Genomic DNA, 13,942 nt, shown 5'->3' with positions numbered 1-13,942 from the left:
TGGGTTCGGGCCTCAGGGGCGAATCGGATTGTTGGCGAACCAGGCGCGGGCATCGACCGCGTCCTTGGCGATTTGGGCTTTGAGCGCGTCGAGCGAGGCGAACTTCGTCTCGTCGCGCAGTTTCTTGAGGAAATGCACGCGCAGGTGGGCGTCGTAGCAGTCGCGGTTCCAGTCGAAGAGGTTGACTTCGAGGGTCGGCTTGCCGGCGCTCGTCACCGAGGGGCGCACGCCGATGTTGGCGACGCCGGCAACGGGCGCATCGCCGAGCCCTTCGACGCTCACCGCGAAGACGCCGGCGAGCGCCGGCTTGCGGTGCTTCATCTGGATGTTGGCGGTCGGAAAGCCGAGCTTGCGGCCGATCTGGTCGCCGCGCACGACGCGGCCGGCGATGCTGTAGGGGCGACCGAGGAGGCGTGCGGCGTGTTCGAGGTCGCCTTCTGCGAGCGCCTCGCGCACCGCGGAACTGGAGGCGCGTTCGCCGCCGATGTCTAGGGTGTGCATCGCTTCGACGTTGAAGCCGGCGGCGGGGCCGCGCGCCTGCAGCATCGCGAAGTCACCCAGGCGACGTGCGCCGAAGCGGAAGTCGTCGCCGATGATTAGATGGCGTACATCGAGGCCGCGCACGAGGATGCCGTCGATGAATTGGTCGGCCGTGAGCGCCGCGAAGCGAGCGTCGAAACGGCAGACGTGGACGCGATCGACGCCGCTCGCGGCGAGCAGCAGAAGCTTTTCACGCAGCGAGGCGAGGCGGGCAGGGGCGTCGGCAGGCGAGAAATATTCGCGCGGATGGGGCTCGAACGTGAGCACCACGGCGGGCAACTGACGCGCGCGCGCGGTATCGGTGAGCAACTTGAGCAGCGCCTGATGGCCACGGTGCACGCCGTCGAAATTGCCGATAGTGAGCACCGAGGCCTGTGCGGCGTGCTCGGGAATCCCGCGAAAGACCTGCATAACCGCCTGAAAAAAGCCGTAATTATAACGGCAACAGGCGGCTCTTGGCGCGTGCGGGCGGCGGATCGAAGCCCTTATGCGACCTTGTTGCGACCCGCGGGCGGCGTGTCGCGGAAGTAGCGGCGCAGGCCGCGCAGGATCGCATCAGCCATCTTGTCCTGATAAGCCTCGTCGTTGAGCCGCTGCTCTTCCTCGGGATTGCTGATGAAGGCGGTCTCGACGAGGATCGACGGGATGTCCGGCGCCTTGAGCACGGCGAAGCCAGCTTGTTCGACCTGGCCCTTGTGCAGCGTGTTGATGTCGCCCAGTTCGTTCAGCACGGCCTTGCCGAGCTTGAGGCTGTCGTTGATCGTCGCGGTCTGCGACAGGTCGAGCAGGGTGCGCGCGAGGTGGCCGTCCTGCTTCGCGAGGTTGATGCCGCCGATGAGGTCGGCCTCGTTTTCCTTCTGCGCGAGCATGCGTGCGGCCGAGCTCGACGCGCCGCTCTCGGACAGCACGAAGACCGAGCTGCCGCGTGCGTCGGGGCGCACGAAGGCATCCGCGTGGATCGAGACGAAGAGGTGGGCTTCGACACGGCGGGCGCGGGAGACGCGTTGCTGCAGCGGGACGAAATAGTCACCGTCACGTGTCAGCATCGCGCGCATGTTTGGTTCGTTGTCGATGCGCTGCTTGAGCCGGCGCGCGATCGACAGTGTTACGTGCTTTTCGAAGCTGCCGCGTGAGCCGACGGCTCCAGGGTCTTCGCCGCCGTGGCCGGGGTCGAGCGCGATCGTGATGAGGCGGTTCGCCGCGGGGCGATTGCCGCGCGCGGGCGTGTTGCGCTGTTCGGGCGGTGGGTCCTGGCGGGCGGTCGTCGTCGGCGGTTGCGGGTTCGGGGCTTGCGCGGCGGCGTTGCCCGGTTCGGGGTTGGGCTGGCCCGCGGCGGCATCGAGCGGCGACGATTTCTGGATCAGCGCGAGCAGCGGGTCGACCGGGGTCGTCGGATAGAGGTCGAGCACGAGGCGGTGGCCGTAGTTCGCGACCGGGGCGAGCGGGAACACCTGCGGGTTGATCTCCGCCTTCAGTTCGACGACCAGACGCACGACGCCGGGGCGGTTGCGGCCCGCGCGGATCAGCTTGATGTAGGGGTCGGATTCGAGGACCTTGGAGGGCAGCGACTGCAGTACGCTGTCGAATTCGACGCCTTCGAGGTCGACGACGAGGCGGTCCGGGTCCTTCACCAGCATGTGGGTGAATTTGAGCGGGGTCGTGCCTTCGATCGTGATGCGGGTGTATTCGGCTGCGGGCCATACGCGTACGCCGAGCACGGTGGTCGCTGCCATGCCGACCGGGCTGACGAGCAGGGTCAGGCTGGCGCCGGCGAATTTCAGCAGCTCGCGGCGGGAGATGCCGGAACGAGCGGTTACTGGGGCGGGCTGTTCAGTCCCGAATGCAGTTTGCTTATGCATGTCCGTCCTGCCTCCGTCAGTGCCAGTGCTTCCATGCGCCGGCCCGGGCCGGATACGGTGAGTCGTACTTCGAGATCCGGCGCGGCGATGTAGGGTGCGGCCTTGTCCGGCCATTCCACCAAACACACGCCATTTCCGGCGAAATACTCGTCCAGCCCTGCTTCCAGATATTCCTCTGGGACTGCGAAGCGATAAAAATCAAAGTGATATAAGTTTAATCTAGAAACAACGTAAGGTTCAATCAAGGTGTATGTGGGGCTTTTGACCTTTCCGGTGTGGCCGAGTGCGCGCAAGGCACCTCGCACGAGCGTCGTTTTGCCAGTGCCGAGGTCGCCGCGCAGGTAGATGACGAGGCCCGCATGCAGGGTTGCGGCGAGCGCCGCGCCGGCCGTTTCGGTGTCGGCCTCGTCACTGAGATGCGCGGCGAGGGGGCTACCGGTATCATCTGCAGGGTGAAGAATCTGAATCATCAGGAAGTCTCGTTGGGCGCTGAGGACAGCGCGTCGCTGCACGGACTCGTCGCGCAGATCGGTATCTGGGCCAGCGAACTGGGGTTCGATGCCGTGGCGGTCGCGGACGTCGATCTCGCAAGCGCCGAGCCCGGGCTTGCGGCCTGGCTCGCGGACGGGTTTCACGGCGAGATGGATTATATGGCGCGGCACGGCATGAAGCGGGCGCGTCCCGCAGAATTGGTGCCGGGAACCCTGCGGGTCGTCAGCGCGCGCATGAACTATTGGCCTGATGCGGCGGAGGCGGGCAAGGCGCTCGGCGACGCAAACCGTGCTTACGTATCGCGTTACGCGTTGGGGCGCGACTATCACAAGCTGATGCGCAATCGCTTGCAGAAGCTCGCCGAGCGCATGGCTGCCGCCGCTCCACACGGGTTTCGCGTGTTCGTCGATTCCGCGCCGGTGCTGGAAGTGGAGCTCGCGAGCCGATCGGGGCTAGGCTGGCGGGGCAAGCACACGCTGCTGCTCGATCGCAAGGCGGGCTCGTATTTTTTCCTCGGCGAGATCTTCACCGATCTGCCCTTGCCGGTATCCGCGCCCGTCGAGCCGCACTGCGGGACCTGTCATGCCTGCATTGATGCCTGTCCGACCGGTGCGATCGTCGCGCCCTACCGCGTGGATGCGCGGCGCTGCATTTCCTATCTGACGATCGAGCTGAAGGACGCGATCCCCGAGGAGTTGCGGCCCCTGATCGGCAATCGCATCTACGGCTGCGACGACTGCCAGCTGGCGTGCCCCTGGAACCGTTTTGCCCGTCTGGGTCGGGAGGCGGATTTCCAACCTCGGCATGGCCTGGATCGGGCGGGCCTGGCGGAACTGATGACCTGGACCGAACCGGAGTTCATGGAGCGCATGGCCGGCAGCGCGATCTACCGCGTCGGCTACGAGCGCTGGTTGCGGAACTTGGCCGTAGCTTTGGGCAATGCGCCGACTTCGCCCGAGGTGCTGGCGGCATTACAGGCGCGTGCCGACGATCCGTCGCCAATCGTCCGCGAGCACGTCGCTTGGGCACTCGCGCAGCATGGCATACCAGCGGCGTGAGCTTCGGCTAGAATCGAAGGCTTGCGCGATCGCGCTTCATTGACTCGGGTTCTTTCGTGGATTTCTCTCGCCCCATTGGCGTTTTCGACTCCGGCATCGGCGGCCTGACCGTCGTCCGGGCCCTGATGGAACGCCTGCCGCTCGAAAGGATCGTCTATTTCGGCGATACGGCGCGCGTGCCCTACGGCATCAAGTCGGTCGGGACGATCGAGCATTACACGGCGCAGATCACCGATTTCCTGTTGCAGCAGGACGTGAAAATGCTGATCGTCGCGTGCAACACGATGGCGGCAGTCGCGGTGGACGTCGTGCGGCATCGCGCCGGCGACATCCCAGTGCTCGACGTGATCGAAGCCGGTGCGCGTGCGGCGGTGGCCGAGGCGGGCGGGCGCGGCGTAGGGGTGATCGGCACGCCGACGACGATCAACAGCAATGCCTATGCGCGCCGGATCCATGAGCTGGACCCCGGTGTGCGTGTGTACTCGCAGGCCTGTCCGCTCTTCGTCCCGCTCGTCGAGGAGGGGTGGCTCGATCATCCGGTCACACGCCTGACCGCGCAGGAATATCTGAAGCCGGTACTGGCCGAGGAGGTCGGCAGCCTGGTGTTGGGCTGCACCCATTACCCCTTGTTGAAGCCGCTCCTGCGCGAGGTCGTCGGGCCGGGTGTCCGGTTGGTCGACTCGGCGATCACGACGGCTGAACTCGCCGCGGCGAAGTTGCACGAACTGGGCATTGCGAGCCGGCAGGCGGCGCCCGCACCTTACCGCTTCGTCGTCACCGACGTCCCGCTGCGTTTCCAGACGATCGGCGAACGCTTTCTCGGCCGCTCGCTTGGGGCCGTTGAAAAGGTGGAGTGGTAAGGCTCGAGCGGTAGCCGTTCAGCGTTCCGAACCGGTCGCGATCGGGCGCGACTCGTCGGCGCACCATTCGCTCCATGAGCCGGCATAGAGCCGCGAGCCCGTGAGACCGGCCGATTCCATCGCGAGCAGGTTGTGGCAGGCGGTCACGCCCGAACCGCATTGATGCACCACGCGGCGGGCGTCGTGGCCTTTCAGCAGGGCGCCGAATTCCTCCCGTAGCACGGAGGCCTGCTTGAAGCGGCCGTGACTGCCGAGGTTGTCGCGGAAGAAGCGGTTGATCGCGCCCGGAATGTGACCCCCGACCGGGTCGAGGGTTTCGTTCTCGCCGCGGTAGCGGTCCGGGCTGCGGGCGTCGACGAGCATCATCTCCGGTTTGCCGAGGTGGTCGAGGACGTAGGCGGCGTCCACGTAGCTCGTCTGCAGCGCCGGCACAAACGTCTGCGGACGTTCCGGCGGCAGGTATTGCGTGAGCGCCTGGGCGGCTTCGCACCATGCAACCAGTCCACCGTCGAGTACCGCGACGCGGCGGTGCCCCATCCAGCGCATCAACCACCATAGGCGTGCGGCGAACATCCCGCTGGCGTCGTCGTAAGCGACGACTTGCGTGTGGTTGCCGATGCCGACTTCGCCCAGGCGCTGTGCCAGTCGCGCGGGATCGGGCAGCGGATGACGGCCATTGCGGCCCGTCATCGGTCCGGAAAGGTCCTCGTCGAGGTGCAGGATGCGGGCTCCCGGAAGATGGCCGCGCGCGTAGGCATCGCGGCCAAAATCCCGGTTCGCGAGATCGTGCCGGCAGTCGACGATCACCCAGTCCTGGTCGTCGAGGTGCTGGGCGAGTTCGTGCGCACCGATCAGGGTGGCGTAGGAGGCTGCAGCGGTCACCGCGCGGTTTCCTCTTCGGCTTCGAGCCAGGCTCGGGCCTCGGCTTCATCGTGGAAGACGAGCACTTCGGCATCGACGAAAAGCTGCGATATCCATGCGCTCCAGGTCATCCATTGGTCTTCGGTGAGCACGGCGATGCGGCCGAAGTCGTGCGCGTGCTGGCGCGAGAACTTGATCTCTTCCCATGCGACGTCGAGCGTGAAGCCCGCCATTTCGCGCAGGTCGATCAGCAGATTGACCGGGCCTTCGAACTTGATCTTGTAATTGACCAGTTCCTCGAATTCCTTGTAGTCGGGAAGCGTGAATTCACCGAATACGGCTACGGTGACGAGATTGGCGCGGTGGTCGGTGGTGATCATGACGTCCTCCGGATGGCGACGGGATCTTGCGAACTACTATAGTCCTGGCCGGGGGCGGGTTCAATCGCCACGCCCGGCTTGCGGCAGCGGGGCTCCGATGGGAGGGCGGGCGGGTTGCCGCGACGCGAGCGAGACGGCCGCGCCGCTGGCGATGATGAGCACCACCGCGGCCCAGGCGTCGACCGGCAGGACTTCGTTCCACAGCAGCACGCCGAAGAGGCTGGAGAAGATCACGGTGCTGTAGGCGAGGTTCGCCGCGACGATGGTCTTGCCCAGACGGTAGGCGCGCGTCATCGCGAGCTGCGCTATGCCGCCGAAAAGGCCGACGCCGATCAGCGTCGCCGCGCCCTTGAGGTCGATGGCCTGAAGATCGCCGGATAGCGCCCAGGGGATTCCGAGCAGTGTCGTGACGCTCGAGAACCAGAAAACTGTTCGCAGTTCGGGTTCGCCCGCGCGGCCGAGTTCGCGCACGCTGATATAGGCGACGCTGGCGAGCAGCGCGGAGCCGAGCCCCGCGGCCGCACCGGTCCATTGATCGGACTGGAGCGTCGGCTTGAGGAGCAGGACGACGCCCGCGAAGCCGAGCAGCACCGATCCGACGACCGCCGGGCGCAGCCGTTCGCGGAACCACAGCGCGAGGAGCAGCGCCACGATGATCGGCGAGGTGTAGTTGAGCGTGACGGCGGTCGCGAGCGGCAGGGCGCGGATCGCGTAGAAATAGGCCATCAGTGCCGCCGTGCCCGAGAGCGAGCGCGTCAATTGCAGCCGCCACTTCGGCGTATAGAGGGGAACGCGCTGGCTGCGGGCAAGCGCCGCAATGATGATCAGGCCGACAAAGCCGCGGTAGAAGACCAGTTCTCCGGTCGAGAACGTGCTGCCGCCGAGTTTGACGCAGACGCCCATGCAGGCGAAGAGGACGCTGGCGACGATCATCCAGAGGGATTGCATGGCGGCTTGTTGCGGCGCGGCAAAAACGACATTGAATCACACCGCCGGCGCTTGCGCGACAGGTTCGCCTCTGTCATCGATCGCAGATCGGGCGGCTGCCGTTTCGGCCACAGGATGGTCAGGCGGGGTTCGGCGCGGTAGTCTTGTGCGCACGTCATGCCGGAGGGGGATGCGATGGGCTATCTGCTGGCGCTTGATCAGGGGACGACAAGTTCGCGGGCGATGGTGTTCGACGGCGACGGCCAGGTCCGGGGCGTCGCGCAGCAGCCCTTCACGCAGCATTTCCCGCAGCCGGGCTGGGTCGAACATGATCCGCAGGAAATCCTGGGCACGCAGTTCGACTGCGCACGCCAGGCGCTCGCGGACGCGGGCATCGCGGCGAAGGATCTCGCAGGCATCGGCATCACGAATCAACGCGAGACGACGCTGCTTTGGGACCGCAGGACCGGGCAGGCGCTGGCGCCGGCGATCGTCTGGCAGGATCGGCGCACCGCCGGCATGTGCGATCGGCTGCGGGAATCCGGCCACGCGGATGTGATCCGCGAGCGCACGGGACTCGAACTGGATGCCTATTTCTCGGCCACCAAGCTCGCATGGCTGCTCGATCATCTGCCGAACGCGCGGGCGCGCGCCGAGGCGGGTGAGCTCGCGTTCGGCACCGTCGACAGCTGGCTCGTGTGGCATCTGAGCGGCGGCGCGTTGCATGTGACCGATCCGGGCAACGCGGCGCGAACGATGCTTTTCAATATCCATTCGCTCGACTGGGATGACAGCTTGCTGGTGCTCTTCGACATCCCGCGGGCTCTGTTGCCCCGCGTCGTCGATAGTAGCGGCGTGTGCGGGACGAGCGCGCCGTCGGTGCTCGGCGCTGCGGTCCCGATCGCCGGCATCGCGGGGGACCAGCAGGCGGCGACTTTCGGGCAGGCGTGCTTCTCGCCGGGGATGGCGAAGAATACCTATGGCACGGGCTGCTTCCTGCTGATGAATACCGGGGAGCAGATCGTCACGTCGCAGAATCGCCTGCTCAGCACCGTCGGATGGCGGGATGCCGCCGGCGTGACCTATGCGCTCGAAGGCAGCATCTTCATGGGCGGCGCCGTGGTGCAGTGGCTGCGCGACAACTTTGGGCTGATCCGGCAGTCGTCGGAGATCGGGGCGCTTGCGGCGAGCGTGCCGGACAGCGGCGGCGTGGTGCTGGTGCCGGCCTTTACCGGTCTCGGTGCGCCGTATTGGGATGCCTATGCGCGGGGTAGCTTGATGGGCCTGACGCGCGGCAGCGGTCCGGCCCATATCGCGCGGGCGGCGCTCGAAGCCATCGCGTTGCAGACCGTCGATCTCGTCGAGGCGATGGGGCGTGACGGGGCAGGGCCGCTGACGGAGCTGCGTGTCGACGGAGGCGCGGCGGCGAACGATCTCCTGATGCAGATGCAGGCGGATCTGCTCGGCGTGCCCGTGGTGCGGCCGCGGATGCTGGAGACGACGGCGCTGGGGGCGGCTTATCTCGCGGGATTGGGTGTCGGCATGTGGTCGGGAACGGGCGATCTTGCAGCGCATTGGCAGGTCGAGCGGCGTTTCGAGCCGGCGATGTCGGCCGATGCGCGGGAGGCCGCACTGGTCCAATGGCATCGAGCGGTCGAGCGGGCCCGAGGCTGGGCGACGGCATGACGGCGACCGCCGACGGCCCGTTGTCGCGTTCGGCCTTGCTTGGCCGCCTGCGCGCGACCGGCGTGTGGGATGTGGTAGTCATCGGCGGCGGTGCAACCGGGCTCGGCTGCGCGGTCGATGCGAGCGCACGCGGCTATCGGACGCTGTTGCTCGAGGCGCATGATTTCGCCAAGGGTACGAGTTCGCGGGCGACCAAGCTGATCCACGGCGGCGTTCGTTATCTCGCCCAGGGCAATCTGCCGCTCGTGCACGAGGCGCTGGCGGAGCGTTCGCGGCTGCTGGCGAACGCGCCGCATCTCGTCCATCCCTTGCGCTTCGTCGTGCCCGCGTACCACTGGCTCGACATCCCGAAATTCGGCGCCGGACTGACCTTCTACGACCTGCTGGCGGGCGGTCACGGCATCGGGCACAGCCGCGTGCTCGATGCGGCGAGCACGGTCGTCGCCCTGCCGACGGTGAACCCCGTCGGATTGCGCGGCGGCATCGCCTATTGGGATGCGCAGTTCGACGACGCGCGTCTCGCCATCGCGCTGATGCGCACGCATCTCGATCTGGGCGGACTCGCGCTCAACTACCTGCCCGTCGATGGCCTGGTGCAAGAGGACGGACGCGTGCGCGGCGTGCTCGCGCATGATGCTGAGAGCGGGGAGAGCTTCCGCGTCGCGGCACGCACCATCATCAACGCCACGGGTGTGTGGGCGGATTCCGTACGGCGCTTCGAGCGACCATACGTGTCAGCGATGCTCAAGCCGAGCCAGGGCGTGCATCTCGTCGTCGACCGCGATTTCCTGCCCGGCACGGACGCGCTGCTGGTGCCCGAGACGGCGGACGGCCGCGTGCTGTTCGTGATTCCGTGGTGCGGCAAGGTGCTGATCGGCACGACGGATTCTCCACGCAAGGATCTGCCGCTGGAGCCCGAGCCGCTCGTGGGCGAGATCGATTTCATCCTCGCGACGGCGGCTCCTTATCTCGTGCGCGCGCCGTCGCGGGAGGACGTGCGCAGCGTGTTCGTCGGCCTGCGCCCCTTGATCGGTGCGGGCGACAGTTCGGCCACGCGGTCGCTGTCGCGCGAGCATTGCATCGAAGTGTCGCCCGGTGGGCTGGTGACGATCACGGGAGGAAAGTGGACCACTTATCGCCGGATGGCCGAGGAGGCGGTCGACACGGCGCAGTCGGTCGGAAGGCTCCCATGGCGAAGCGGCGCAAGCGCGAGTCTTCGACTGCATGGGGCGCCGACCGAGCGGTCGAGCGCATCCCAGGATGTCTATGGCACGGCTCGCGCGGACGTCGACAGCCTGCCCGGCGCGACCCGTGCCGTGTCCCCGAGCTTTGCGCTGACGGAGGCCGAAATCCGCTACGCTGCACGGGCAGAGCTCGCGCGCAGTGTCGAGGATGTGCTCGCCCGTCGGCATCGCGCGCTGTTCCTCGATGCCAGGGCTGCTGCGACGGCGGCGCCGGAGGTGGCGCGCATCCTTGCCGAGGAGCTCGGGCGCGATGCAGACTGGTGCTCTGCCGAGATCGGACGTTTCTCGGATCTTGCCGCACAATACATGCGCTTGTAGCCGTCCGGGCCTGCCCTGGGACGGTCAAAAACAATAACGAGGAGACTTCCTTTGACCACGCTTCGAACCGCGGGGCTGACGCTCGTCGCGATGCTCGCGTTTGCCGCCAATTCGGTGCTGTGCCGCGTCGCGCTGCGCAACACGACCATCGATCCGGCGAGCTTTACCGTGATCCGCCTGCTGTCCGGCGCCGTGATGCTGGCACTCCTGATTCATCTGCGCGGCGGGCGTCCGGGGCGTTCCGGCAACTGGGGCTCGGCGTTGGCGCTCTTCACGTATGCGGCGGGCTTTTCCTTCGCCTATGTGTCCTTGCCGACGGGAGCCGGCGCGCTGCTGCTCTTCGCGGCCGTGCAGGCGACGATGATCCTGACCGGACTTGCACGTGGCGAACGTCTCCACGCACGCCAGGCGGTAGGACTCGTGCTGGCATTCGGCGGGCTGATCTATCTTCTGCTGCCGGGATTGTCCGCGCCGCCGCTCGGAGGCGCAGCGCTGATGATCGGGGCCGGTGTCGCCTGGGGCGTTTATTCGCTGCGCGGGCGCGGCATCCGGGATCCGCTCGCCGCCACGGGCGGCAACTTTCTGCGCACGGTTCCGATGGCGCTCGCGCTCGGCATTTTCGCGAGCGGAACGGTGCGGGTCGATGGCACGGGCGCCCTGTATGCCGTGCTGTCCGGTGCGCTTGCGTCCGGCGCGGGCTATGCGATCTGGTATTCCGCGCTCGCAGGTCTTGCGGCGACGAGCGCGGCGACCGTCCAGCTCAGTGTGCCGGTGATCGCAGCGCTCGGCGGCGTGCTTGTGCTCGGTGAGGCGCTCAGCATCCGCCTTGTGGTGTCGTCGGTCACGATCCTCGGTGGCGTCGCGCTGGTGCTGCTGAAGCGTCGCTGAGGCGGCCTCCCTGTCCGCCCGGTGGCTCAGGCGGACGGGCCGCAATGCGCGCGTTCCGGCGAATAGACGCTGGCGCCGCCGAGCACGCGGACGCTTGCAGCGAGCGTACCGATCACACGGCTGCCGATGCGCGACAGGACGCCCGCCGGTGGCGGCTCCAGGCGGAAGCGGCTGTCGCCCTCGGCTTCGAGTACGACGTGACCGTCATCGGGGATGACGAACCGCTCGCCCGCGCCGAGCCACTTATCCTGTGAATAGCCCTCAATCGTCAGCCAGGCGCGGCCTTGTTCCAGAACGATCTCCCAGCGTTCGGCATCCTTCAGCGAAACGATGCCGCCGGCTTGCATGTTCCAGCCTGATCGTGCGAATCTTGTTTCCATGATGCCTCCTTGCGTTGCACGGTAGTCGAAACCGTGTGATTGCATTGTGGATACGGAAAGGCGTCCTGAAAATCGATCTTTTCTGACGTTTATGTGAAGGAATCTCACATATGGAGAGGCCCGGAAAGCTGCCTCCGCTGTCTGCGCTGAGGATGTTCGAAGCCGCGGCCCGGCTCGGTAGCATCTCGCGCGCGGCCGACGAGTTGTTCGTCACGCATGGTGCGGTGAGCCACCAGATCCGGGCTCTTGAGGACTACCTCGGGTTTGCGCTGTTCCAGCGCCAGGGGAGGGCCATCGTGCTGACGCCGCCCGGCGAGGAATTGCTGGCCGCTGCCAATGGCGCGCTGCGCCAGCTTTCCGACACCGTATCGGTGCTGCAGCGTCGGGCGAACCCAAATCGCCTGTCGATAAGCGTCATGCCGTCCTTCGCGGGACGCTGGCTCACACCGCGCATCGGCGGTTTCATCGACCGGCATCCGACCGCCGAACTGAACGTCACCTCATCCGGGGCGCTCGTCGACTTCGCGCGCGACGCCGTGGACGTGTGCATCCGCTGGGGGCCAGGCGGCTATACGGACGTGCGGGCCGAACTGCTGATGGACGACGTGTTGTTTCCGGTGATGAGCCCGATGCTTCGTCAAGGGCGACGACTCGACGCCCCGGCCGACCTCGCCGGACTGCCCCTGCTGCGTTCGGAAGGGGAGGACTGGCGGCCATGGTTTCAAGCGGCCGGCCTCGATTGGCCCGAGCCGGCTGCCGGCCTCATGGTCTCGGACTCGGGCATCATCTTGCAGGCAGCGATCGACGGGCATGGCGTTGCGCTGGCCCGACGCAGCCTCGCGGCCCTGGCCCTTCGATCCGGGCGCCTCGTGCGGGCCTTCGACATCGAAATCGCCGCCCGCCACGCGCCCGAGGGGATCGCAGCCGGCAACTTCCCGGCCGCCACGCCTTTCGAACAGCGACCGCTCTGGCGCTATTGGATCGTATTGCCGGAACGGCCCTCCGATACGCCGCTGTTGAAGAGCTTTCTCGCGTGGCTGCGCGCTGAAGTGGCGGCGGATCTCGCCACCCCGCTGAGCTTCGATGCATCGCTGGCCGCGATGTCCGGCGGCTGAGCCCTCTGGTCAGTTCGTAAGGTGGCGGGTGCCGCCACTGAGCCGGACGATCGCGTCGAGCCCTCCGCCCGGGCGACTCGCCAGCCGTACGTCGCCGCCCTGCGATCGCAGCAGGTTGCGCGCAATGGCGAGACCGAGTCCGGTGCCGCCCGTTTCGCGATTGCGCGAGGCTTCGGTCCGATAGAAGGGCTCGAAGACTTTCTCGAGTTCTTCTTCCGGCAAGCCCGGGCCGGCGTCGCTGACCCGGATCTCGAAGCCGTCCGGCGTTTCGGAAGTGTGGATTTCGACTTTTTCGCCGAACTTGACACCATTTTCGATCAGGTTCCACAAGGCCCGGCGCAGTCCGACGGGATGTCCCGAGCAAGCTGCCGCGAGCTGAGTGGGCACGGTGACATCCCAGCCCATGTCTTGGGCGTCGTCCCGCAGTGCCGTCAGCAGCGCGCCCAAGTCGATCTGCTGACGCGCAGCACGGGCATCGAGACTGCGTGCGTAATCGAGGCCTTCCTTGACCAGCGCCTGCATGGCGTCGAGGTCGGACTGGATTTTCGTGCGCAGCGCCTCGTCGTCAACCAGTTCGGCTCGCAGGCGCAGACGGGTGATCGGGGTCTGCAGATCGTGCGAAATCGCCGCAAGGATGCGGGTGCGCTCGGTGACGTGCTGCAGCAGGCGCTCTTGCATGCGGTTGAAGGCGTGCGCCGCCTGTTCGACTTCCGCCGGGCCGGTGGTCGCGAGGGGCGGACGGTTCGGGTCTGCGCCCAGCGCGTCAGCGGCAGCGGCGAGGCGCGAAATCGGACGCGTCGCGATCCTCACCGCGACCCACGCGAGCAGGCTTACGCCGAGCACCAGCGCCAGCAGTGACGCCAGCAGGCTGCCGATCGGCGGAGGAGGCCGCGGCGGGCCGCCGAGCATCGGTCCGGCCATGCGAATCGTCAGCGGCGTGCCGTCCGACAGGCGCAAGCTCGCCATCGACTGCAGGTGCATCGGGTGGTCTTCGCCGCCGAGGGGGCGTATCAGGAAAGCGACGTCGCGCTCGGGCATCGCCATGCGTAGCGCATCGGCGAGCGGCGAAGCTGCTTCGATCGGTCGCGCGTCGGGCGGAGGCGGGGCGAGCATGAACCGCAGCCGGCGGCGACCCAGCGTGTCGATCCAGTCTTCGCGCTGAACCGACCCGAGGTGGTCCAGCACGTCGACGGCGGCGGCGACTTCACGGGCGATGCCTTCCGAAAACACCTCCCGCATGTGCCGGTCCCGCTCTCCCACGAAGAGCGCGATGCTGACCGCGAGCACGACCGCCATCCCGCCCAGCCAGATCAGCATCAGGCGGGCGAAGAGCG

14 protein-coding genes are annotated in these 13,942 nt (G+C 67.0%); 6 read left to right on the top strand and 8 right to left on the bottom strand.

What is annotated here, in order from left to right; genetic code table 11:
- Positions 1–12: 12 nt before the first annotated feature.
- The 3 genes from VJ673_RS03815 to tsaE form a co-directional block, all read right to left on the bottom strand.
- A complete protein-coding gene (locus tag VJ673_RS03815; RefSeq protein WP_324124705.1) occupies positions 13–951 on the bottom strand; it encodes a bifunctional riboflavin kinase/FAD synthetase in 939 nt (312 codons plus the stop codon).
- Between the two features lie 74 nt (positions 952–1,025).
- Entirely contained in the window at positions 1,026–2,399 is a 1,374-nt protein-coding gene (locus VJ673_RS03810; protein ID WP_324124704.1) for an N-acetylmuramoyl-L-alanine amidase, read from the bottom strand.
- The gene (gene tsaE, locus VJ673_RS03805; RefSeq protein ID WP_324124703.1) at positions 2,354–2,869 is read right to left on the bottom strand and encodes a tRNA (adenosine(37)-N6)-threonylcarbamoyltransferase complex ATPase subunit type 1 TsaE; all 516 of its coding nucleotides are present in this window, start codon (positions 2,867–2,869) and stop codon (positions 2,354–2,356) included. The genes VJ673_RS03810 and tsaE overlap by 46 nt, the downstream gene beginning before the upstream one ends.
- Positions 2,870–2,881: 12 nt before the next feature.
- Here tsaE and queG point away from each other — a divergent pair, with 12 nt between their 5' ends.
- Both queG and murI read left to right on the top strand, forming a co-directional pair.
- Entirely contained in the window at positions 2,882–3,949 is a 1,068-nt protein-coding gene (queG, locus tag VJ673_RS03800) for a tRNA epoxyqueuosine(34) reductase QueG (protein ID WP_324124702.1), read from the top strand.
- A 56-nt stretch (positions 3,950–4,005) separates the two neighbouring features.
- On the top strand, positions 4,006–4,809 hold the full coding sequence (gene murI / locus VJ673_RS03795; RefSeq protein ID WP_324124701.1) for a glutamate racemase: 804 nt from the start codon (positions 4,006–4,008) through the stop codon (positions 4,807–4,809).
- 18 nt (positions 4,810–4,827) lie between these two features.
- Here the strand turns inward: murI and VJ673_RS03790 are convergent, their stop codons facing one another.
- Genes VJ673_RS03790 through VJ673_RS03780 form a run of 3 tightly spaced genes read right to left on the bottom strand, consistent with a single transcriptional unit; the run spans position 4,828 to position 6,998 of the window.
- Positions 4,828–5,691: a sulfurtransferase gene (locus VJ673_RS03790; RefSeq protein ID WP_324124700.1), complete on the bottom strand. Its 864-nt coding sequence runs from the start codon at positions 5,689–5,691 to the stop codon at positions 4,828–4,830.
- Entirely contained in the window at positions 5,688–6,050 is a 363-nt protein-coding gene (locus VJ673_RS03785; protein ID WP_324124699.1) for a SpoIIAA family protein, read from the bottom strand. The genes VJ673_RS03790 and VJ673_RS03785 overlap by 4 nt, the downstream gene beginning before the upstream one ends.
- A 60-nt stretch (positions 6,051–6,110) precedes the next feature.
- Positions 6,111–6,998, bottom strand: coding sequence for a DMT family transporter (locus VJ673_RS03780; protein ID WP_324124698.1), 888 nt, complete (start codon positions 6,996–6,998; stop codon positions 6,111–6,113).
- 174 nt (positions 6,999–7,172) lie between these two features.
- Between VJ673_RS03780 and glpK the strand changes: the two genes are divergently transcribed.
- From glpK to VJ673_RS03765, 3 genes are read left to right on the top strand one after another with little or no spacing between them, the layout of a single operon-like run.
- Positions 7,173–8,663, top strand: coding sequence for a glycerol kinase GlpK (gene glpK, locus VJ673_RS03775; protein WP_324124697.1), 1,491 nt, complete (start codon positions 7,173–7,175; stop codon positions 8,661–8,663).
- Positions 8,660–10,225, top strand: a complete 1,566-nt coding sequence (locus tag VJ673_RS03770; RefSeq protein ID WP_324124696.1) for a glycerol-3-phosphate dehydrogenase/oxidase — start codon at positions 8,660–8,662, stop codon at positions 10,223–10,225. The genes glpK and VJ673_RS03770 overlap by 4 nt, the downstream gene beginning before the upstream one ends.
- Before the next feature lie 51 nt (positions 10,226–10,276).
- Positions 10,277–11,113 (top strand): DMT family transporter, encoded by an 837-nt coding sequence (locus tag VJ673_RS03765; protein WP_324124695.1) that lies wholly within the window; start codon positions 10,277–10,279, stop codon positions 11,111–11,113.
- Positions 11,114–11,139: 26 nt separating this feature from the next.
- Here the strand turns inward: VJ673_RS03765 and VJ673_RS03760 are convergent, their stop codons facing one another.
- Positions 11,140–11,493 (bottom strand): DUF2917 domain-containing protein, encoded by a 354-nt coding sequence (locus VJ673_RS03760; protein WP_324124694.1) that lies wholly within the window; start codon positions 11,491–11,493, stop codon positions 11,140–11,142.
- A 110-nt stretch (positions 11,494–11,603) separates the two neighbouring features.
- Between VJ673_RS03760 and gcvA the strand changes: the two genes are divergently transcribed.
- Entirely contained in the window at positions 11,604–12,608 is a 1,005-nt protein-coding gene (gcvA, locus tag VJ673_RS03755) for a transcriptional regulator GcvA (RefSeq protein WP_324124693.1), read from the top strand.
- A 9-nt stretch (positions 12,609–12,617) separates the two neighbouring features.
- Here the strand turns inward: gcvA and VJ673_RS03750 are convergent, their stop codons facing one another.
- The gene (locus VJ673_RS03750; RefSeq protein ID WP_324124734.1) at positions 12,618–13,925 is read right to left on the bottom strand and encodes a sensor histidine kinase; all 1,308 of its coding nucleotides are present in this window, start codon (positions 13,923–13,925) and stop codon (positions 12,618–12,620) included.
- Positions 13,926–13,942: the final 17 nt, after the last annotated feature.

The organism is Aromatoleum sp. (genome assembly GCF_035254505.1).
In the GTDB taxonomy this organism is placed as follows: domain Bacteria; phylum Pseudomonadota; class Gammaproteobacteria; order Burkholderiales; family Rhodocyclaceae; genus Aromatoleum.
Note: the sequence above shows the minus strand (reverse complement) of the source record. Positions and strands in the feature narration are given on the sequence as shown.